This window comes from Haloferula rosea, from assembly GCF_016595525.1.
In the GTDB taxonomy this organism is placed as follows: Bacteria; Verrucomicrobiota; Verrucomicrobiia; order Verrucomicrobiales; family Akkermansiaceae; genus Haloferula; species Haloferula rosea.
The window spans coordinates 15,919-38,116 of sequence record NZ_JAENII010000010.1 but is presented as its reverse complement, the minus strand read 5'-3'; the positions used below and the strand labels follow the sequence as shown (position 1 = coordinate 38,116).

Sequence of the window (22,198 nt, the reverse complement as noted above, 5' to 3'; positions counted from 1 at the left end):
GGGCTTGTCAGGCAAGGATGTCCTTCACGACCTTGGCCGGTTTCACGCCGATGAGCTTCTGATCGAGCCCTTGGAACGGGAACGACAGTTTCTTGGCATCAAAGCCAAGCAGGTGGAGCAGGGTGGCGTGGAAGTCCCGGACTTGAACGGGGTTGCTCACCACATTGTAGCCCATTTCATCGGTCTCTCCGTAACTGATGCCCGGCTTCACTCCGGCGCCGGCCATCCACAAAGTGAAGGCGTTCGGGTTGTGGTCGCGACCGACGAAGGCGTTGCCCGAACCTCCCCCCCGGTTCTCCTGCATCGGGGTGCGGCCGAATTCGCCACCCCAGACGACGAGCGTTTCGTCGAGCATGCCGCGTTGTTCCAGATCCGTGAGCAGGGCGGAGATGGGTCGGTCGACCGCATCGCACTTGTTCTTGAATCCATGATTGATCGCCTCGCCCTTGTTCGATCCATGGGAGTCCCAGCCCCAGTCGAACAGCTGAATGAAGCGGACTCCGTTCTCGGCCAGTCGGCGGGCAAGCAGGCAGTTGTTGGCAAAGGACTCCTTACCAGGGCGGGTGCCGTACATCTCGTGGATGTGCGCGGGTTCCTCCTTGATCGACATGACTTCGGGCACGGAGATCTGCATGCGGAAGGCCATCTCGTACTGGGAGATGCGGGTCAGCGTCTCGGGATCACCGAAGTCATCGAGGGTCCTGCGGTTGAGCTTCTGCAGTGAGTCCAGAGCGGCGCGGCGGATGTCCCGGGTGACCCCGGGAGGATTGGCGGCGTTGAGTACGGGATCCCCCGTAGAGCGGCACTGGACTCCCTGATAGACGGAGGGGAGGAATCCGCTGCCCCACAGCGAGGCACCGACCCGCGGGACGCGTCCGCCCGAGATGAGGACCATGAAACCGGGGAGGTTCTGGTTGTCGGTTCCAAGTCCCCAGGTGGCCCATGAGCCCATCGACGGGTAGCCGAGGTTCTGGTTACCGGTGTGAACCAGCAGCTGGGCGGGACCGTGGTTGAACTGGTCGGTCTGCATCGACTTGATGATGCACAGCTTGTCAGCATGGGCGCCGAGCCTCGGGAAACGGTCGGAAATCCATGCTCCGGATTGCCCGTGCTGGGAGAAATCGAACTGGGGCCCGAGTATTTTCGGAGTCCCTTGGATGAAGGCGAAGCGCTGCCCTTCGAGGAATTCGGCGGGGCAATCCTTGCCGTCATACTTGGCGAGGGTCGGTTTGTAGTCGAAGAGTTCGAGCTGGCTGGGCGCCCCGACCATGTGCAGGTAGATCACCCGTTTCGCCTTCGGGGCGAAGGTGGGTGGGAGACTGGCGAGCGGGCTGGAGGGGTCGTGAACCGGTGTGGAGGCAACCGATCCCATCGCCTGGGATACCAACCACATGCCGCCGAGTCCGGTGGTGCAGTCCCGCAGGAAGTGCCGGCGGGTGAGGTGCTTGAGATCTTCGGCGCGGAGATGTTGGAGCAGGTTCATCGGGTGAGGGCTTCGTCGAGATTGAGGATGACGGATCCGACGACGGTGAAGGCGGCGCCATCCGGGGTGCCTGCCATCATTGCCATCGTGGCCGGGTCCGCCTTGTATTCGCTTTCCAGCCGGTTGTACAGCGAACGGAGTTCGCTCAGGCGATCGGGGGTGATGGTTCTGGATGTGGCCTGTCGGTAGCCGGCGGCCAGCTTGGCGTCGATATCACCTTCGGTGCCGTACTTCATCACCCGGGCAAGGCCCTTGGCGCACTCGTTGAATGCAGGGTCGTTGAGCACGGTGAGGGCCTGCAGGGGGGTGTTCGATACGAGCCGCCTCTTGTTGCACATTTCGCGGGTCGGAGCGTCGAAGGTCATGAAGGAGGGGTAGGGAATACTGCGTTTCCAGTAGGTGTAGACGGCCCTGCGGTAGCGGTCGGGTGCGCCTTCCTTGGGAGTGTCCCATTTGTCGTTTCCTTGGAATGGTGTCCAGACGCCGGGGGGGATCGGCGGGTGGGTCGGGGCTCCCCCGGAGCGGTGTTGGATGAGCCCGCCGGCTGCAAGTGCGTGATCGCGGACCATTTCGGCGGTGAGGCGCTGGCGCGGGCCGCGGGCGAGGAATCGGTTGCCGGCATCGAGTTTGGCGAGTTCCGGAGTGACGCTGGCGTCCTGCCGGTAGGTGGCGCTGAGGACGATCTCCCGCAGGAGGGTTTTGACGCTCCACCGCATGTCGCTGGAGAAGCGGACGGCAAGGGTATCGAGGAGTTCAGGGTGCGTGGGTTTCTCACCTGCGGATCCGAAGTCCTCGGGGGTGGGCACGATGCCGGTGCCGAAAAGCTCGAGCCAGAACCGGTTGACGGCGACCCGGGCGGTGAGGGGATTCTCGGCGGATGCGATCCAGCGGGCAAGGTCGAGACGGTCCGGCTTGTCGCTGCGGGGGTTGAGGGGTGGGAAGACACGGGGCGTGCCGGCCATTTCAACGGCCTCGCCCTTGTCGAGCCAGTTGCCGCGGATGAACTGGCGGGTGCTGCGAGCGAAAGCGGGATCCCTTTCCTCCATGACGGGGACGGTGGTGGTGGGGATGCGTTTGAGTTGGTTCCTCGCTTCCTCGATCTGACGCTGCAGGGAAACGACTTCGGTATCCGCGAGGTGATCCGCCCATTCGACGGAGTCGGTCACGGCGATCCTGCCGCGTTCGGAAACCATGGGGAAGCTGGCCAGGATGGCACCCCCCTGCCGGAGATGGACACGGATCGAACTGCCTTCAGGCAGGGCGATCGGCTCTTTTGGCAGGACGATGGCATGTCGGGGTCCGAAGGTCTTGCTGTAGGTGCCCCAGCCGCGACCTTTGCCGGTCAAAGACGCGTTCGGATTGAAAAGCGGGTGCGCTTCGTCGGCAATGACGGCAGCCAGTGGCTTCTGACTGACGCCATCGGCGTCGATGACCTCCATCCAGATCTTTTTGAGGTCCGCACCCCATTCCGGGGTGTGGATGGCGGTTTCCGGGTCGGTTGGCCAGAACTCGACCCGCAGGGCTGTCAGTGTTGTGAGTGGGTCCGGAGTCGGAAAGGTCAGTTCGAAGGTGGAGTCCTTTGTCACGTTGCCAACGGTCCGGTATTCCTCGATCCCATCGTGCTTCTTGACCTCCAATTTCGTTTTGTCGCCGACCGCCTGCATGCCGGACGGCCAGTGCCAGGTCGTGCGTGAGTCGATGGCGGTGCGGGTGGCGTGCAGTTCCTTCTCGGCGGATCGGATTTGTTCGTTGAGCTGATTGACTTCGGAGTTCCTCTTCGAGTCCACGGGCACCCTGAGCAGGGGGGAATGCTCGGCGAGGTCGGCATCCCGGGTCTGGTTGAAGAATTCGGTGAATTCATAGAACTCGTTGAACTCGATCGGGTCGTAGGGATGGCTGTGGCATTGCACGCAGCCGAAGGATACGCCCTGCCAGACTTCCCAAGTCGTATTGACCCGATCAATCACGGCGGCGACGCGGAACTCCTCGTCATCGGTTCCTCCTTCGTTGTTGGCCTGGGTCAGGCGATGGAATGCCGTGGCGATCTTTTGTTCCAAGGTCGCATCGGGAATCAGGTCGCCGGCGAGTTGGTCGATGGTGAACTGGTCGAAGGGTTGGTCGCGGTTGAATGCGTCGATCAGCCAGTCCCGATACTTCCAGATCGTGCGTCGACCATCGATGCCGAGGCCCTCGGAATCGGCATAGCGGGCGAGATCCATCCAGACGCTGGCCCAGCGCTCACCGAAGCGGGGTGAAGCCAGAAGGCGGTCGATCTCGGCTTCGTAGGCCTCTTCCGATGGGTTGATGAGAAAGGCATCGAGTTCGTTGATGGTGGGCGGCAGACCGATCAGATCGAGCGATGCCCGGCGCAGGAGGGCGGCGCGGTCGGCCGGGCCGGAAGGAGCCAGCTGGTTCGCCTCGAGCTTGGCGAGGACGAAGCGGTCGATGTCGTTGCGTGGCCAATCGGTTTGTTGGACGTCGGGTGCAGGATGGATCTTTGGTGGGGTGAAGGACCAGTGCTCACCCCACTCCGCGCCTTCGGTGATCCACTGGCGCAGGGTGTCGATTTCGGCCTGGGGAAGCGGAGGGCCGTGTTCGGGTTTCGGCATCACCTCATCGGGATCCGAGGAAAGGATGCGGGCCATCATTTCCGAGGCATCGGGATCTCCAGGAACGATCACGGGTTTACCGGAATCCCCCTTCCCGAGGGCCTTTTCCCGGTAGATGAAGGAGACGTCACCGGCCTCCTTGACCCCTCCGTGGCAGGCGGTGCAGTGGGCATTGAGAATGGGCCGGACTTCTTCCGAGAAGTCCACCTTCGCAGAGAGGTCGAGGCTCGCAGGGAAAGCGAGCAGAACGAGGCAGTGGTGGGTTTTCAAACTAGGGCGGCGCATGGGATGGGGCAGCGTCGGACTACTTGGCGTGGACCACAACGGAGGATGCCCGGATATCCATGGAATATCCGGCTTCGTCGGGGTTAGTGGGATTCTGTGACGTGCTCGCGGAGCAGGTCGCGGCCGAAATCGCCGTCGAAGTCGCGCCAGACGGTATGCACGTGATTGGCGTCGTTCTGGGTATTGGCGGTTTCGATCAGAAAGGCGGGTCCTTGGATCCGGTAGTAGTAGGCTTCTCCGGGTTTGGTTCCGCCCGCCCATCCGAAGTGGATTTTGCCAGCATCCTTGATCCGCTTGAGCTCAGGATCGGCAAGTTCCGGCCGGAAGCGATGGGTGAACTCGGAGATCAGTTCGAAGAGAGCCTTCTGCTGGCTCTCCGTCATCTCGCTGAGAGGGATCCCGACGGCCTCCAAGGGCTTCGCTACCCGGTCTTCGCCGGTCAGGATTTCCTTCGGGGGCTTCTGGCTGAACAGCACTTTCTCTTTTCCTCCGGCCTTCAGACTGATCATGAGGGCCCGGGCCAGGTCCTCTTCGCCAGCGAGCGGTCGCATTCCCTTGTGCTCGCCGGCCGGAACGACCGACGGGTTGGCTCCCATGAAGGCGGGAGTGAGAGCATACTTGTCGCCGTCGACCACGCTGAAATTCAGCGAGAGATGGTGTCCTTCGAACCTGAATCCCCATGCCTCCGGGTCGCCGGGAATGCCGAAGATGGCGATGTAGTATTTCTCCGCATCGCGGAATTCCGGGTTGTTCTCGATCACACCGAGGACGCTCTCCATCAGGATGATCTGGGCGGAGCGGAAGGCGCCTTTCTCGCTCAGCAGGGCGGTGATGATGCTGACGGCCGCATTCTTCTGGGAGTCGTTGAGGTCCTTCAATGCCACGCCCTTGCGCTCCCTGGGGGTGTAGTGCCAGTTCTCCCGTTCCTTGTCGGTGAATGCGAAGGTTGCCTTGTCTCGTTTCTCCTCCTCGAGGGTCTCGAGGAATCCGGCGGTGACCCGCTGGATTTCCTCAATGGCGGGTTTGACCTCCGCTGCAAGCGAGGCTGCAGGTAGGAGGAGAGCGACGGCAAGAGTTCTGAGCATGCGAAGACTGTGGGGGTGGGGGAGGGATTGGTGAATCACGAAATGCTCCGGCGAAGGAGTTCGTCGAGCGCTGGAGGCGGCTGCTACCTGGAGGGCTCGGCGTTCGGATTGGGAGAAGGCATGAGGGCGTCGGTCTCCTTGCGGAAGGCGTCGAGTTTGCCCATCAGCGCGGCGACTTTCTCGGGGTGCTGCTTGGCCAGATTCTTCCGCTCTCCCGGATCCTTGCTCAGGTCGAACAGCTCGAGATCCTTGCCGGTGTAATACTGGATCAGCTTCCAGGAGCCGTCCCTGACTGCCGCAGAGGGGCTTCCTCCCTGATTTCCCCAGTGGGGATAGTGCCAGAAGATGGGGCCCCGCTGGAACGCCGCCGTGGGGTTCTCAAGCAGGGGAACCAGGCTGACTCCGTCGACATGCTGCTTCGGTTTTGCTGGCAGGCCACAAGCTTCGAGCAGGGTCGGGTAGAAGTCGGTCGAGGTCACCGGAACCTCGCAGCTGGTTCCGCCCTTGGCTTTCCCGGGCCAGCGGATGATCAGTGGCTCGCGGATGCCGCCTTCATACATCCAGCCCTTGCCTGCCCGGTAGGGGAGGTTGCTGGTGGGGGAGCCTTCAGAGGTGGATAGTCCGCCATTGTCGGAGAAGAAGACGACGATGGTGTCGTCGGCGACCCCATGGTCGTCGAGTGCCTTGAGCACCCGCCCGATGGCAGCGTCCATGGCCTCCACCATGGCGGCGTAGATCGCGTGTTCCTGGATGGTTCGATTCTTCCGAGGTGGCTCTTCTTCAAAGGCGGCGGTGAGCCCGAGCTGCTTTTTCTTGGCCCGATACTTTTTGATCAAGTCATCCCGGCCGATCAAGGGCGTGTGCACCGAGTAGAACGGCAGGTAAACGAAGAAGCTGCCATCCTTGTTGGATTCGATGAATTTGCTGACCTCGCCCGCCAGTCGATCGGGCAGGTGTTCGCCTTCGGGGCCATCGGCGAGGTTCGGGTTGCCATAGGGGGAAAAGTATTTCTTTCCGCCGTAGGGGCCGCCTCGTGAGTTTCCGGCGATGTTGATGTCGAATCCGTGGTCTTCCGGGAAAGATCCTTTCGGTCCGAGGTGCCACTTGCCTGCGTGCATGGTGGCGTAGCCGGCTTCCTTGAAAGCCTCTGCCAGAGTTGTATGTCCGGCGGCCAGTTCGCCCAGATAGGGAGCCGGGTGCACTGGGAGTTTGGCCTGCCGTCCGAATTTTCCATCGGTGGCAGGATCGTAGTCGGCCGGGATGCTTCCAAAGAATTCGTTCGGTGCTCCGAAAAAGTCGGTGTTCCGGGTCCTCGCCGGATACTGTCCGGTCAGGATCGAGGAGCGGGTGGGCGAGCAGACCGGGCAGGCAGCGTATCCCGCGGTGAAACGGACGGACTCCTTCGCCAGTCCGTCGAGGTGCGGAGTGTCGTAGAAGCTGTCCGGGTTGTTGAATCCAACATCCATGTAGCCGAGGTCATCGGCCATGATGAAGACCACATTGGTTGCAGCTGCCGGGAGGATCAGAAAACTCAGCCAGGGGAGCAATTTCATGAGCCATAATGACGTGCAGGACGGCGCCCGACTTTCACCTTTGACGGGGAACCCTGACATTCCAGTGATTGAGGCTTGGCGGATGACAAAATCGGGGTTTTCTCTCAGTAAGCTGATCCGATTTTGTCATTTTCGAACATGCCCATGAAGCAAGACATCACTCTCAAGGCGCCGATCGAGTTCGGCACGCTGCCGACCTACGCCAAATTCGTCGGGACGTTGATCCCGGACGAAGAAGGCCGCTTTCCCCGCACGGATTCCGGCGAGTTTGTCGTCGTCGATGCGATTCGTCAGGTGATGGAGCGTTCCCGCGTCGCTCTGGATGCCGTGCAGGTGCCGGCGTTCGGAGGTGGCAAGGCCGAGGAATGGGACAAGATGATTCATGACCTGAAGGCGCTCGGCGTGACGGTCGACCTGGTGATGATGGTCGGTGGAGTGGATCCGATGGATCCCGCGGATGAAGAAGGCGTGGTGGAGCAATTGATGGCGGTCCTCGAGGTCGCCAAGCGCAACGGTGTGAAGCATGTGGCATCCACCTCGATCGAGCAATGGATGCAACCCGGAGCGACCCCGAAGACGGGGGCGGACTTCGACGCGGCCGTTGCCCAGAACATCAAATTGCATCTGCGCGTATTCGAGGAGGCGGGCTTGGCGGATTCATGCATCGAGGCATGGCACGTCGAGTTCCTGCGTCCCGGCGAGTTCCAGACCTTCACGGATCTCGGCAAGCTCTGGATCTTCGTCAAGGCGATCAATGAGAAGCTCGGTCAGCCGTTCTTCCGCTGCATGATCGATGCGGCCCACTGCGGTGACTCGCCGCTCGGGATCGAGGAGAATCAGGCCCTCATCGCGGAAGTGGCTGCGGGTGGCGGGCTCGGTGTGATGCATGCTTCGGCGCCGACGACCCGCGGGTGTTTGTCGACCGATGACGGCTGGGTGGCAGCCATCCTCGCGGCGGCGGCGAAGACCGGGAAAATGGAACGTGTGTTCGTCGAGATGTTCCACCATGACGATGAGGCACTGGAAGCGCTGCGTGCGCTGGTTCCCGGTCACGGCGTGGACACCAGCGACGGCCGTGATTACGTGCAGGTCGTCGTGGATGGACTCGAGAATGTGGCCCGGATCCTGAACAACCAAGTGGCCCGTGGCATCATCCCCGGAAACTGACGTTCCCATGCAAAGCAATCACGGTGCGGAAGGCTGGTGGGTGCAGAGCGATCACGTGCGCGCCCACGTCACTGCGGTCGGCGGGATGCTCGCTCCGGCGGAGTTCAAGCTCGGGGATCGGGTGGTGTCGCCCTATTCGGTGTCCCCTTGGCAACCGGATGAGTTCGGTGATGATGTTCCCGCGCTCCTTCGATTCCTGCGTGGCGATTTCTTCTGCCTGCCCTTCGGTCCTCAGGACGATGGGGCTCCCCACGGTGACCCGGCGAATGCCCGGTGGACGGGCGATGTGGGTGCGTCGGGTGCGCTCGAACTGAGTATTGATTGCGGGGACAGCGGGGCGACCGTGAGCAAGGTGATCTCCGGTGGCGAGGGTCATCCCGCCCTTTACTATGAATTTCGTATCTCTGGTCTCGAGGGAGAGTGGAGCTATGGGAATCATCCGATTCTCGATTGCTCCGGGCTTGCCGAAGGTCAGGCACGCGTGAGTGTGTCCCCGTTCCGCTGGGGTTCAGTCTATCAAGGCGTGTTCTCCAATCCCGAAGCAGGGGAACGGCAGGCTCTCGTCAATGGGGCAACCTTCGATACGCTTGATTCCGTGCCCATGCTCGACGGGGGGACGACCGACCTGACCCGCTGGCCTGACCGCCGGGGGTTTGAGGACCTGGTCATGATGGTCAATGAACCGACCACCGAGGAACGTCCATTCGCGTGGTCGGCGGTGGTGATGGACGGCTATGTGTGGTTCTCACTCAAGAACCCTGAGGATTTCCCCGCCACCTTGTTCTGGATGTCGAATGGTGGCCGGGATGAGGCGCCGTGGAATGCTCGCCACATCGGCCGACTCGGTATCGAGGAAGTGTGCTCCCATTTCTGCGACAACGTCACGCGCTCCCGGGAGAAGGCCTTGCCAGGCATCACCACCGTGAGGAAATTCAAGGCTGACAAAACGACCACCCTGAAGATCGTCCAGGCCGTGGCGGAAGTTCCCAATGGTTTCGGCAAGGTGGAGAGCATCGTCCCTGCGGGGCCCAAGCGGGTGTTGATCACGGACGACCATGGGCTCTCGGTGGAAGCCGATGTCGACTGGAATTACGTGATCTGACCCTTTCTACAACGGCTGACCAACCACCATGCGAGCTGGAGCTCCCCAGGATCTGACTACCCGCACCGGAAATGTCCGGACCGAAGCGCCGGCTCTCGCCGGGGTGGGGGGTGGGAATGCCTCCGAGACGGAAGATCTTGTCTGCCTCCGCTACTTCAATCCTAAGATCAACCCACTTGCCCCGGCAATGGGTGCCAACAAGAACCCCTAACCCAAATACCAAGAACTACCATGAAACTTCACAACGCCATGTGGCCAGGTCTGGTCGGAAAAGAACCCGACACCGATCATCCTCCGATTTCGCTCGAGCACATGCTCGACCTCACCGCTGCCGCCGAGGTGGACGGACGCAAGTACGACGGAGTCGACCTGTTCATCTTCCATCCGCACACCGACCCGGACGCCTCCGAGGACGAGATCAAGTCGATGGCCGACCTGATTGCCTCGAAGGACCTCAAGGTCGGATCGCTGGTGGCTCCGGTTTGGCCGGGGACCGTGGGCGGACCCGCCTTCGGATCCGATGAGGACCGCAAGAACTTCGTGCTCGCCGTCGAAAAGACCTGCCGCATCGCCGGCATCCTCAACGATCATGGCGTGCGCCAGTCGGGCATCATCCGTGTCGATACCGCCGGTGGCACCGAGGACTTCGCCAAGGATCCTGCTGGCAATACCGCCAAGGTGGCCGAAACCTTCCGCGAAGCGGGCAAGGTCGCCGAGCAGCACGGCGAACGCATCGCGGCGGAAGGGGAGATCTGTTGGGGCGGCTTCCATTCGTGGAAGGCGGCCATGGATACCCTTGAGGCCACCAACATGCCGGGTGTGGTCGGGTTCCAGGCGGACCTTGCCCACACCTACCTCTACCTGATGGGCTACAATGCTCCGGAAGCAGCGCTTCTGAAGGAAGGCTACTCGGACGATGAGTTCTGGGCGGCTTACAAGACCATGACGGATGCACTCCGTCCGTGGACGTTGGACTTCCACGTGGCGCAGAACGACGGCACCGTGCACGGAACCGGCAGCCACGACAAAACCGGCCGCCACTGCCCCGCCGACGACCCGAACGGCAAACTGGACATCGCCAAGTGCTCTTCCTACTGGCTCGAAGGTGCGGCGGAGCGTGGCATCAAGCACATCTGCTGGGACGGTTGCATGTTCGACAATGCGGTGCTTGAAAGCCCTGCGACCTGGAATGCCATCCTCAAGGCAATGATCGACGCCGACAACGCAAGCTAACTCCAAACTCAAGAACTACCTACCATGGCAACCAAACCAATCCGTATTGGCCTCGTCGGTTACGGCTTCATGGGCCGGACCCACTCGAACGCCTACTCGCAACTCGCTCACTTCTTCGACACCGATCACTACCCGGTCCGCCAAGCCGTCTGTGGCCGCGACGAGGAGAAGGTGAAGGCATTCGCCGAGAAGTGGGGCTTCGAGTCCTATGAAACCGACTGGCGCGAGCTGGTGAAGCGCGACGATATCGATGCGATCGACATCTGCACGCCGAACAACTCCCACGCCGAGATCGCCCTCGAGTGCATCAAGCACGGCAAGATGATCCTTTGTGAAAAGCCTCTCGCCCTGAACGGCGAGCAGGGTGAGGCCATGGTCAAGGCTGTCGAGGAAAGCGGCCTGCCGAACCTCGTGTGGTACAACTACCGCTTCCTTCCCGCCGTGACCCATGCGAAGAACATCGTGGATGCCGGCGAACTGGGACGTGTCTTCCACTACCGTGCGAACTTCCTCCAGGACTGGACGATTTCCGAAGAGCTTCCCCAAGGGGGTGCCGGACTCTGGCGTCTGGATGCAAAGGAAGCGGGCTCCGGGGTGACCGGTGACCTTCTTGCCCACTGCATCGACACTGCACGCTGGATCAACGGCAACATCGTTTCGGTGTCCGCCATGACCGAGACCTTCATCAAGGAGCGTGTCCACACCGAGACCGGCGAAAAGCAGGAAGTCACGATCGATGACGCAGCCGCCTTCCTGGCTCGTTTCGAGAATGGCTCGCTGGCGATCTTCGAATCCACCCGCTATGCCCGAGGTCACAAGGCACTCTACACCTTCGAGATCAATGGTGAGGACAAGTCACTTTTCTGGGATCTTCACGACCTCAATCGTCTGTCGTACTTCGACCACGGCGTGCCGAGTGACCGTCGCGGCTGGAGCAGCATCCACTGCTCCGATGGGGATCAACCCTACGCAGGCAACTGGTGGGTTCCCGGCCTGTGCCTTGGCTACGAGCACAGCTTCACCCACGCGCTCTACGAGTTCTTCAAGGACCTCGATGATCCACAGAAGGAGAAGCGCTATCCGGACTTCCGGGACGCGCTCGGCACCCAGTATGTCTGCGATGCCGTCCTCGAGTCGGCCAAGACCAAGCAGTGGGTCGACGTGAAGCAGTCCTGATCCGGAGCTGTCGAGTTTCATGCCTGCATCGCCCTTGAACGGCGGTGCGGGCATTCTTGTGCCGTGCCGGCCATGCCGCGCTGGCCTGCAAGCACGCGGGTTTCATCGGTGACTGACCGAGGACTTGCCATTTTGGGGCGGTCGGGGAAGTTGGTTCATGATCAAACGACTTTTGAGTTCCTTTTTTGCAGCAGTTTGCCTGCTGGCGCCAGTGGCAGCAGCAGATGGCGACTGGGTGGATCTTTTCAATGGAAAGGATGCCAGCGGATGGAAGAACCCGTATGAGTGGGGCAAGGTCGAGGTGGTCGACGGGGAGATTCATCTGACGGCGGACAAGAAGTTCTTCCTGGTGACTGAGAAGGATTACGGGGATTTCGAGTTCGAGGCAGAGATCAAGCTTCCGGAAGGTCAGGCCAACAGTGGATTCATGTTCCGTTGCCATGTTGAGAAGAACAAGGTGTTCGGGTATCAGGCGGAAGTCGATGGATCCGAGCGTTGCTGGTCGGGCGGTCTCTTTGATGAAGGTCGCCGCAAGTGGCTGTGGCCTGCCCGGGACGGGATGACGAATGTCGCTGACAAGGCGAAGCCGAAGGAGGCTGGGTTCGAGCATTTCGCGAAGCCCGAGGTGAAGAATGCCCTGAAGCGCAATGACTGGAACAAGTACCGGATCGTCTGCAAGGGCGACCACATCCAGGTCTTCGTCAACGGCGTGGCAATCACGGACGTTTACGACAGCATGGACTCCGAGGGGCCGATCGGCATCCAGCACCACGGCGAGAAAGGTCAGACCTACAAGTTCCGCAATTTGCGGATCAAGGAATTGAAGTAGTCGGGAGAACCGGGGCTCAATCGCCGAGCTTCTCCTTCACCTTCTCGATTTCATCCGAGAGAGTGCCCCAGCGGGAGTAGGCGGTTTCCAGCTTCTCGGTGATCTGTTGGACAGCGGCAGCGGTCTGCTGGAGCTTGTCCGGGTCCGAGGCAACCTCCTCGGAGGACAGTGCAGCGGTGAGGGTTGCTTGCGCCCCCTCGTATTCACCGATGCTGGCCTCGAGGGTTTCGAGTTCGCTCTCGAGGGGTTTGAGGAGTTGCGCACGTTGTTGGCGCTTCTGCGCTTCGAGCTTCCGTTGTTCCTTTCGATTGGCTCCTCCGCCGGATGGCGTGCTGCTGGAGGCGGCCTTCGGCGACTGCGTCCCGGACAGCTGGGCCTTTCCTTCCTTTTCGGCGGTGGTCTTCTCCAGATAGTAGGAGATGTTGCCGGCAAACGGACGGGGGTCGTGGTCCGGTCGGAATTCGAGGGTCTTGGTGACGAGCGGGTCGAGGAAGGAGCGGTTGTGGGATACGATGATTACCGTACCTTCGTAGCCGATGAGGGCGTTCTGCAGGACTTCCTGGCTCTGGACGTCGAGGTGGTTGGTCGGTTCGTCGAGAATCAGGAAGTTGGCCGGTTGGACCAGCATGCGCACCAGCGCGACCCGTGAGCGTTCGCCACCGGAGAGCACGCCGACCTTCTTGAATACATCGTCGCCGCGGAAGAGGAAGCACCCGAGCAGGTTCCGGGCCTGGGCGGCCGCTTCGCGGGTTGCCACGCTTTCCACGGTCTCAAGCACCGTGAGGTCGGGGTCGAGCTCGTCGGCGTGGTTCTGTGAGAAGAAGGACAGCCCGACCCGCAAACCGAGTTCGTGGACACCTGTGGTGGGTTCCTCTTGGCCGGTGATCAATCGACAGAAGGTCGATTTGCCGGCGCCGTTCGGGCCGACGATGGCGAGTTTCTCACCGCGGTTGATTTCGAAATCGAAGTCCCGGAATACCGTGAGCGGTCCGTAGGCCTTGGTCGCGTGTTCCAGCTTGGCGACGAGGTGACCGGAGGGCTTCGGCTGGGGAAAGCGGAAGTTCATTACCGCATCGTCTTCCTCCGGCTTCGGGATGCGCTCGAGCTTGTCGAGCATCTTGATCCGCGACTGCACCTGCGATGCCTTGTTTGCCTGGGCGCGGAAGCGGTCGATGAAGCGCTGGGTTTCGGCGATCTCCCGCTGTTGGGACTCGTAGCGCTTGCGGTGGATCTCCTTTCGGTGAACCGACTCCTTCAGGTAGTAGCTGTAGTTGCCGGCGTACTCTTCGGCGCGACCGTGGTGGAAGGCGATGGTGCGGGTGCACAAGGCGTCGAGAAGCGCCAGATCGTGGGAAATGATGAGGATGGATCCCGGGTAGCTGTGCAGGTACTGCTCGACCCAGCGTTGGGAATCGATGTCGAGGTGGTTGGTCGGTTCGTCGAGCAGCAGGGCTTCCGGTTCCTGAAGGAAGAGCTTGGCCATGGCGATCCGCATTTGCCAGCCACCGGAGAATTCTCCGCAGTCGCGGGTGAAGTCCTTGCGCTTGAACCCAAGGCCCTGGAGGACGGACTCCGCCTTGGGTTTGATGCTGGCCGGGTCGGCAGCTTCAAGCCGGAGTTCGAGTCCGCCGATTTCCTCGAGAAGCTCGGCGTATGGCGATGAACGAGGGTCGAGTTTGGGCAGTTCGGCGGAGAGTCGGTCGATCTTCTCCTGCAGTGCCAGCGCCTCGCCGAATGCGGAGAGTGTCTCATCCCAGAGCGTGCGGCCGTGCACGTGGATGCCCTCCTGCGGGAGATAGCCGATCCGGTAGTGCTTGGGTCGGGTGATGTCCCCGGCGGAGGCTTCGATCACGCCGGCGATGCACTTCATGAGCGTGGACTTGCCGGCGCCGTTATGGCCGGCGAAGGCAATGCGTTCCTTGGGCTGGACCGCGAAGGAGAGGTCGGAGAACAGGACGCGCGGGCCGTATTCCACCCGGAGATTTTGAATCGAAAGCATCGGAGGCGGCGGACCATGAACAGGGAAGGGCCGTCGTCCAAGCTTGCGTGTCAGGGAAATGCGGGGGCTGCCTGGGAGCTTCCGAGCCGTTCACCCGGTCACTTGGGTCGGATGGCGCGCTGGACCTTTCCGTCAATGATGGGGTGGAAGGCGCATCGGGGACCTCTCAGTTCGACCAGAGAGCCGGACGTGAACGTGCCGAATGCCGGAAGCACCAGGCAGGAATTCCACAGGTAGAACCCGGGGACCCTGATGCCGGGTCCTCTCTTGCCCCCGATCCGACAGAGCGGGTGGAGGTGCCCGGCGATGGTCGGGCGGCCGGCTTGCGCGTCGGCTGGATCGTGAATGAGGGTGATCCCCGACTTCTCTTCCTGATCCAAACAGCGGAGACCATCGAGGCTGCGGAGTTGGGCGGGCGATGGGTCGTGGTTGCCAAGGATCAGCGTGACTTCGCAGGGAAGCCGGTCGAGCCAGCCCTGAAGTTCTTCTTCGAGGGGAGCGGGAATGCTCGCATTCGAATGGAGGAAGTCGCCCACGATGTGAAGGCTCTGCGCATCAAGCTGAGCGATGAGGCGGTCGATTCGGTCGAGGTCTTCCTGACGTACGCCTTCCGGCACGGGAATGCCGTGAGCCCGAAACGTGGCGGATTTCCCGAAATGAACATCCGACAGGATCAGGCTGCCCGATGCCGGCCACCAGACGGCGCCTTCCGGGTGAAGGATGAGTTCGTGGCCATGGAAATCGATGGCAAGGGATCCGGCGATCATTGGCTCAGGGATTTGTCGGCTTCGCGTTCCAATTCGGCCAGCATTTCCTCCATCAAGGTGAGGGCGTCCTTGGTGGAAATGGTGGAGTGGAGGCGTTCGGCCCACAGCGGGAATGCCATTGGTGTGAGGCGCTCGAGCTCGATCAACCGGTAGGACTTGTCCGCCATGGCGCTGAGCACTTCCTGCATGCGGGTGAACTCGAGTTGTCCCTCGAGGATCTCGCGCTTCGACTGGTCAAGCAGCAGGTTGTCGGGGTCGTAACGGGTGAAGACCTCATAGAGCAGGCTTGCCGAGGTCTGGATGTTTCGCATGCCTTTCCTCTTGCCCGGCTGTGACTGCTGGATGAGCCCCGCGACCCGGGCGACTTCACGGAATTTCCTGCGTGCGAGCTCGTGGGTGTTGAGGCACTTGAGGAGGTCGTCGAGCAGCTGTTCGGGGCGGAGGATTTCGCGCAGGCGGGCTTCATCGAGTGGAAGTTTCCCCGTGGAGGTCAGGCAGAAACCGTAGTCGTTCTGAGTGACCTGAACGCTTTGAGGATGGCCATCGGTCAGGCGGTGGGCAGCAAGCGTGCCGATTCCTTCGTTCACGAGCCTTCCTGCGAAGGTGTAGAAGAACAAGTGTTCGCCTTGTCGCGACAGGGCGTGCTCCACCTGAAGCACCGAATCCGTGGGCACGGAAGACCAGCGAGCCTGAATGTCGAGGAGCTCGCTGACTGCCTCAACTTCGGCTCTTGGGGTGTCGACCTGACCATTGAGGCGACGCGCCACGGCGTGGGCGAGTTCTGTGGACAGCGGCATCTTGCTTCCTCCCCAGATCACGACCTCGCCCTTCACGTTTTTCTTCGAGGACGGCTGGACGGTAGCGATCAGGTCGCGGACCCGGACGAGTTCGAGCAGACGTCCGCCGAAGACGAATGGAGCCCCGGGGCGGAGTTTTGTGATGAACCCTTCCTCCACGGTTCCGAGTTTCTGGCCGTTCTTGAAGCGCAGGCTCACCGCGACATCGGAAGTGATGGTGCCGATGTTCATCCGGTGGAGTTGGATCATGCGTTTGTCGGTGAAGTGGAGCTTCCCGGCCTTGCGTTCCACCTTGCGGTAATGGGGGTAGGCTCTGAGGGCATCGCCCCCGTTGCTGACGAACCCGAGCACCCATTGCCAATCGGCATCGTCGAGCTTCCGGTAACTGTGGGTGGAGCGGATCTCCGCGGCGAAATCCGATTCGTCAAGAGCTTCGCCGATGGCGCAGGTGGCGACGTGCTGGACCAGCAGATCGAGTGGTTTTTCCTGAAGCCGTCGTGACTCGAGTTCGCGGGCATCGAGCGCATCCTGAGCTGCGGCGAACTCGAGGAGTTCCATGGCATTGGTCGGGATGCAAAGCAGGCGGGATGCCTTGCCCGGTTGGTGGCCCGAGCGACCGGCACGTTGGAGCAGGCGAGCGACTCCTTTCGGGCTGCCGATCTGGATCACCTGCTCGACGGGAGCGAAGTCGATGCCGAGATCGAGCGACGAGGTGCAAACCACGGCAAGCAAGGTGCCTTCAAGCAGGCCTTGCTCGGCGGCCAGCCGGTCTTCTCTGGAAATGGATCCGTGATGAATGGCGATGCGTGATTTCAGCGAAGGGTCGGCCTCTATCAGCGATTGGTGCCAGATCTCGCTCTGGCTCCTCGTGTTGGTGAAGACGAGACTGGAGCGTGCCCGGTGAAGTGCCTTGGCGACGCGTTTGACCAAACGGATGCCGAGGTGGCCGGCCCACGGGAAACGGTCGATTTCCCGTGGGATCATGGTTTCCACCCTCAGCGGTTTGCGCATCGTCGAGTGGACGAAGGCGGCTTCCTTGTGGCGGGCTCCGTGTAAGGACTCCTTGGCCTCGTCCAGATTGCCCAGCGTGGCGGAGACGCCCCAGACACGCAGGTCCGGTGCCCATTGCTTGAGTCGGGCAAGACAGAGTTCGGTTTGAACACCTCGCTTGGTGCCGAGTAGTTCGTGCCACTCATCGACAACCACGCACTTCAGTTTCGAGAGCTTCGTACGGGAATCGCCGTAGGTCAGCATCAGCGACAGGCTCTCCGGTGTGGTGACCAGCGCAAAGGGAAGTTTCTCCCGCAGCTTGGCCTTCCGGTAGGATGAAGTGTCACCGGTGCGGAGGGCCACTTCCAGGGGAGCGTCGAGCTCATCGAGTGGCTCTTGAAGCGACCTGGCCGTGTCCTTGGCGAGCGCGCGCAGGGGAGTGATCCACAGGACCTGGCACGAGGTCGGGATTCGGGGGGCACCAAGCGATTCATTCACCGGGCCCATCCACACTGCGAGGGTCTTGCCGAGGCCTGTGGGTGCGTGCAGGAGTCCGGACCGGCCTTCCCGGTATGCCTGCCAGGTTTCCAGTTGGAAATCGTGGGGCTTCCATTGGCGCTTGGCGAAGAAGGTCTCGGCTGCTGTGGGCGCGGTCTTCATGACGACAAGGTCCTGGCGAATTGAAGGGTGTCGATGTCGTCCGGGGTCTTGTCCCGACGAATGGCTTTGATTCGAGGGAAACGCATGGCGAGACCGCTGTCGTGGCGTTTGCTCGGGCGGATGGAGTCAAAGGCGATCTCCAGCACGGTCGTCGGTTCGACCAGATGGACCCTCCGCTGTTTCTCGATGGTGGTTTTCTTGAAGTGCTCCGTGAGTTCCTCGATCTGCTCGTCGGTGAGTCCACTGTAGGCCTTTCCGATGACCCGGAGTTGCCCGTTGTCCCGGTCGCGGACGGCGAAGGTGTAGTCCGAGAGCACGCCAGCACGTTTTCCATGTCCCTGCTGGGCCTTCACGACGACGCAGTCCAGGGTCACCTCAGCCTTCTTCAGCTTGATCCATGACTGGCCGCGTCGTCCGAACTGATAGGCGCTTGTGGGGTCCTTCGCGATCAGGCCCTCGTTCAGCCGGGCTCTGGCTTGTTTGAAATGCTCGTCAATCTCCTCAGCGCTCGTTGCCTTGAATCGAGCGGCGAGCTCGAAGGGGGGGCGGAATCCGATGGTTTCGAGGCAGGCACGTCGTTCGACGAGGGGACGCTGCCACAGCGACTCCTGCTCCAGAGCCAGCAGGTCGAAGGAGATGAAGCGCACGGGGATCTCCTGAGGATGGAACAGATCGGTCTGAGCCCGGCTCGATTTCATCTTCTTCCGTCCCAATCGCTTTTGCAGGTCGAAGAAGGTAAGTTTCCTTCCTTCTTCGTAGGCGATGATCTCGCCGTCGATGAGGCAGTCGGGAAGTCGGGTGGCAGCTTTGAGCAGTTCGGGGAACTCGTCATCAAGCGACCTTTGATCCCGCGAGAACAGGTGGACTTCGTTGCCACTCTTGTGAAGCTGGGCGCGGATGCCGTCGAACTTGTCTTCGAGCCACACTTCAGCCCGGTCGGACGAGAGCTTGTCCCAGATGGTCGACGCGTCCGGCGAGGGTGAGGCAAGCATCACCTTGATGGGGGTGCCGATGGTGAGTCGCGCTTCGGTGAGTTTCCCGTGGCGAGCCATGAGCGCGGTCGCTCCGAGGTCGCCGCCCAGCATGTGGGCGGTTGCGATCTCCTTGGCAGAGGCGCTGAACGCTTCCGCGGTGGCTTCCTCGACTAATCCCTCGCGGCTGCCGATGCGGAACTCCCGGGTGAGGACACGCATGACGAACTCGACCTCCGGTGGGGGAAGGTGGCGAAGGGTGGAGGCCAATCGGCGGATGGCATCGAGAGGGGCGGAGGTTTCCTTCAGCTCGTGCATCAAGGATGTGAGATCCTGAAACCCAAAGGGGCTGTCATCCGGGCGTCCGTGCATCCCGGCAAGAATGCGAGCGGTGCGCGCGGGGTCTTGCTGTTGATCCGAGACGGCACGGTAGTCTGCGAGGGGAATCGAGTAGGCCTCGAGGAGGGCAAGCCTCATCGAGGCGAAGCCGAATCCGAGTTTCAGAGAGCGCTCCGAGAGCCAGTCGACCAGCTGCCGGAGAGACGGATCGTCGAGGGAAGCAAGGATGGCCGCGAGGCGATCCCGTTTGAGGATTCGTGACGGGATTTGCGCGATCTCGTTGAGTTGTTCGTTGAGGATGGCAAGGGGGCGATCCCAGGAAACCTCATGTCCAAGGTCCTTGTGCGGCGTGTCCTGCTTGCCGAACAACTCCAATTGATCATCGGTGAAAAGTGACCAGGCCTCCCGTCCGGCCGCGCGCAGGGTCGCTGCGAATTCCCGGGTGGAGCCATGGATGGTATGGACGTGGCGGGGGTCGACGGCGGCGACGAAGTCGAGCAGTTGACGGTAGTCGGCGTGATCCGAAAGGGGGAAGACCTCTTCGACCTGATAGCGGTAGCGGGCGTGGGGGTGGATTCCCCAACCACTGACCATCGCGGTGACTTTTCGTTTGAGCCGTCGGATCAAGGTGGAGCGGACGGCATTCGGCGGGCAGATCACGGCATGGCGATCGGGAATGGGAGAGGCGATGCGCTCCGCGTGGGGAAGATCGATGCCGAGTTCGCGACAGGCATCATTCATTTCCAGAACGCTGGGGTGAGCTTGGAAAGCAATCCCATGCTCTCCTAACAAGGCGGAAAGCTCCTGGGCTTTTCCCAACGAGTAGGCGCAGAGAACGGGCACCTCACCGGTATCGAAGGCCGCCTCGATGAACCGCAGGATCGATGACTCGACTTCAGCTCTGGATGGGAGGACATACTCCGGCCGTCCATAGGTGGTTTCGACGATCAGGGAGTCGGCCCGGACCGCCATGGCCGCCGGGCAGGTCCGGGTGGCCTCGGTCTTGAAGTCGCCGGTGAAGAGCAGTGTCTGATCGTCCTTCATTCGCCGGATGTGAAGCATGGCGGAGCCCACGACATGGCCGGCAGGATGAAGGGTCAGCTCGAAGCCGGCCATGCGGCGGGTCTCCCCGAAGGGAATGACCTCAAAGGTTTCAGGCTTGAGGCCGAACCGGCGCTGCAGCAGGTGAGCGGTCTCCGGCGAGCAGATCACCTCGTCCGGGCGCGAAAAATGGTCGGCGTGGGCGTGGGAGATGAAAGCGCGGCCCTGACGCCCGTGAGGGTCAAGCCAGAGATCGGCTTCGGGCAGGTAGATCCCGGCCTTGCGGGCTTGAATCTGGATCTCTTCCGCAGCCATCAGGACTTCAACTTCAGGCGGATCGGACCTTTGGCAGTCGATGGATCGACCGCACGCCCTCGTTGCATGATCTCGAGACGACCTTCGCTCACCAGGCGTCGGGCGGCGCGGCGGGTTCGTTCCATCTGGCTCCTCCAATCATCGCCCGGGAACAGGACCCGAGCAGCCTCGCTCGGACAGATCGTCGAGGATGTGGCTCGGGATTCGAGGAGTTCAACGATGGTTTGCTCGATTCGGGTGTCCAAGGCACTGGGTTTCTGACGGCGGCAGGCGCTGGAACAGTAGCGCACCTCGTCCCAGTTGTCCTTCCATTTGCGGCGCCACTCGATGGTTCGTCCACAGCTGTGACAACTCTTCGGCGGCTCCATGGGGCAACGTTCGTCGAACTCCCGAGACCCGCAAGTCGCTGCTGGGAACTCCGTTGCTCTCCGAGCCCGGAAAGGGCGGGCGGGGACGATGGAAAGAAGGATGACGGCGGAATCAGAAAAAATGCGTAGGAATCATGGGCCTCGCCACGTTACATCAGGAAATGAAGTTCTGGATTTCATGGATCCTGGCGACACAGCTTGTGGTGGCGCGGGTGGATTTTTGGGATCTGGTGCCGATCAAGTATGCCGACAGTCCGGCGTCTGACCCGATTGCGGAGTTGCAGCGGGAGTTGGAGGAGACGCCGTTGGAGGTGATGCCGCCGCTTGACCGTTTGCGGTTGGTCTTGGAGCGGTTGGAGATTCCCGAGTCTTCCCAAACGCTGGTGTTTTCGAAGACGAGCAAGCAGATCGGCCTGATCGGTCCGAGAAATCCGCGGGCGTTGTATTTCTCCGAGAATGCCTACGTTGGCTACGTGCCGGGCGGGTCCATCGAAGTGATCTCGGAGGATCCGGTGCTTGGGCCGGTCTTCTACCTGATCGATGGGGGTGGGCCTCAGGGTTTGAAGATCGCACGGGACAGCAGCGATTGTTTGTCGTGCCATGGAACGACACGGACCCGTGGCGTGCCCGGTGTCCTGATTCGTTCGGTGTTTCCTGATGCGGATGGGCATTCGATCGGTCGATTCGGCTCCGAGACCGTGATCTCCAGCACGCCGATCACCAAACGGTGGGGGGGCTACTATGTGACGGGTGAAAGTGCCCATCCCCATTTCGGCAACCAGACCTATCAGGAGGACAGCGAACCGGAAGCATCCGGGGATGATCTAACGAACCTGTCCGGTGTGATTGATACCGGAAAATATCTGCGTCCTACGAGTGACATTGTGGCGCTGATGATCCTCGAGCATCAGTGCGAGGTCCACAACCTGATCAATGAGGCGACGATGCGTTATCGCCGGGCTCACTTCCTGTCCCGTGCGCTGGATCCTGATGCGGATCCCGACGCAGGCCAGGCCGGGAGGGTTGCGGATTCCTCGGCGGTTCGTCTCGTCGATGCGTTGTTGTTCAAGGACGAGGCGGATCTGGGTGAGGGGATCGAGGGCGACGAGAACTTCCAGGAGGAGTTCGTGGCGCGCTTTCCGCGGACGGAAGCCGGTGACTCACTCGCGGATCTGAGGCTCTACAAGCGGCTGTTCAAGAACCGCTGTTCGTACATGGTTTACTCAAGCGCCTTTTCGGCGATGCCTCCGCGTGTCTATCAGGCGGTGATGGATCGTCTGGCTCTCGCCCTTTCACCGGAGGATGGAGACATTGCACCCCATCTCGGGAAGTCCGAGAAACTGAGAATTGCCCGTATTCTCGAAAAAACCCTCCCGGACGAATCCGGGAGGGAATGAAGTTCAGCCGACGGTGCCGGGCGGGGGCTGTG

At 61.4% G+C, this 22,198-nt stretch carries 15 protein-coding genes; 6 read left to right on the top strand and 9 right to left on the bottom strand.

Going from position 1 to position 22,198, the window contains the following annotated elements; translation table 11 throughout:
* Positions 1-7 precede the first annotated feature (7 nt).
* The 4 genes from JIN81_RS13090 to JIN81_RS13075 form a co-directional block, all read right to left on the bottom strand.
* Positions 8-1,483 (bottom strand): DUF1501 domain-containing protein, encoded by a 1,476-nt coding sequence (locus JIN81_RS13090; protein ID WP_200280379.1) that lies wholly within the window; start codon positions 1,481-1,483, stop codon positions 8-10.
* Entirely contained in the window at positions 1,480-4,377 is a 2,898-nt protein-coding gene (locus JIN81_RS13085) for a PSD1 and planctomycete cytochrome C domain-containing protein (RefSeq protein WP_200280377.1), read from the bottom strand. The genes JIN81_RS13090 and JIN81_RS13085 overlap by 4 nt, the downstream gene beginning before the upstream one ends.
* An 83-nt stretch (positions 4,378-4,460) precedes the next feature.
* Complete coding sequence (locus JIN81_RS13080; protein WP_200280375.1) at positions 4,461-5,462, bottom strand: DUF3500 domain-containing protein; 1,002 nt, start codon at positions 5,460-5,462, stop codon at positions 4,461-4,463.
* Between the two features lie 83 nt (positions 5,463-5,545).
* Entirely contained in the window at positions 5,546-7,015 is a 1,470-nt protein-coding gene (locus tag JIN81_RS13075; protein WP_200280372.1) for a sulfatase, read from the bottom strand.
* A gap of 144 nt (positions 7,016-7,159) precedes the next feature.
* Between JIN81_RS13075 and JIN81_RS13070 the strand changes: the two genes are divergently transcribed.
* From JIN81_RS13070 to JIN81_RS13050, 5 genes are all read left to right on the top strand, one after another.
* Positions 7,160-8,182, top strand: coding sequence for a Rossmann-fold NAD(P)-binding domain-containing protein (locus JIN81_RS13070; protein WP_234044878.1), 1,023 nt, complete (start codon positions 7,160-7,162; stop codon positions 8,180-8,182).
* Between the two features lie 7 nt (positions 8,183-8,189).
* Complete coding sequence (locus JIN81_RS13065) at positions 8,190-9,284, top strand: hypothetical protein (protein WP_200280366.1); 1,095 nt, start codon at positions 8,190-8,192, stop codon at positions 9,282-9,284.
* Positions 9,285-9,515: 231 nt separating this feature from the next.
* On the top strand, positions 9,516-10,517 hold the full coding sequence (locus tag JIN81_RS13060) for a sugar phosphate isomerase/epimerase family protein (RefSeq protein ID WP_234044877.1): 1,002 nt from the start codon (positions 9,516-9,518) through the stop codon (positions 10,515-10,517).
* 24 nt (positions 10,518-10,541) lie between these two features.
* Positions 10,542-11,693 carry a Gfo/Idh/MocA family protein gene (locus tag JIN81_RS13055; protein WP_200280363.1) on the top strand — a complete coding sequence of 384 codons (1,152 nt, stop codon included), beginning with the start codon at positions 10,542-10,544 and terminating at the stop codon, positions 11,691-11,693.
* Positions 11,694-11,850: 157 nt separating this feature from the next.
* A complete protein-coding gene (locus tag JIN81_RS13050) occupies positions 11,851-12,522 on the top strand; it encodes a 3-keto-disaccharide hydrolase (RefSeq protein ID WP_200280360.1) in 672 nt (223 codons plus the stop codon).
* A gap of 16 nt (positions 12,523-12,538) precedes the next feature.
* Here JIN81_RS13050 and JIN81_RS13045 read toward each other — a convergent pair whose 3' ends face one another.
* From JIN81_RS13045 to JIN81_RS13025, 5 genes are all read right to left on the bottom strand, one after another.
* Positions 12,539-14,521, bottom strand: a complete 1,983-nt coding sequence (locus tag JIN81_RS13045; protein WP_200280357.1) for an ABC-F family ATP-binding cassette domain-containing protein — start codon at positions 14,519-14,521, stop codon at positions 12,539-12,541.
* Between the two features lie 98 nt (positions 14,522-14,619).
* Complete coding sequence (gene pdeM, locus JIN81_RS13040) at positions 14,620-15,288, bottom strand: ligase-associated DNA damage response endonuclease PdeM (protein ID WP_200280354.1); 669 nt, start codon at positions 15,286-15,288, stop codon at positions 14,620-14,622.
* Positions 15,285-17,735 (bottom strand): ligase-associated DNA damage response DEXH box helicase, encoded by a 2,451-nt coding sequence (locus tag JIN81_RS13035; RefSeq protein WP_200280351.1) that lies wholly within the window; start codon positions 17,733-17,735, stop codon positions 15,285-15,287. Before JIN81_RS13035 ends, pdeM begins: the two co-directional genes overlap by 4 nt.
* Positions 17,732-20,401: an ATP-dependent DNA ligase gene (locus JIN81_RS13030; protein WP_200280347.1), complete on the bottom strand. Its 2,670-nt coding sequence runs from the start codon at positions 20,399-20,401 to the stop codon at positions 17,732-17,734. Before JIN81_RS13030 ends, JIN81_RS13035 begins: the two co-directional genes overlap by 4 nt.
* On the bottom strand, positions 20,401-20,769 hold the full coding sequence (locus tag JIN81_RS13025; RefSeq protein WP_200280344.1) for a DUF2256 and DUF3253 domain-containing protein: 369 nt from the start codon (positions 20,767-20,769) through the stop codon (positions 20,401-20,403). The genes JIN81_RS13030 and JIN81_RS13025 overlap by 1 nt, the downstream gene beginning before the upstream one ends.
* Positions 20,770-20,930: 161 nt before the next feature.
* On the opposite strand from JIN81_RS13025, the gene JIN81_RS13020 reads away from it, so the two are divergent.
* Entirely contained in the window at positions 20,931-22,166 is a 1,236-nt protein-coding gene (locus JIN81_RS13020; RefSeq protein WP_200280341.1) for a hypothetical protein, read from the top strand.
* The last annotated feature ends 32 nt before the right edge of the window (positions 22,167-22,198 follow it).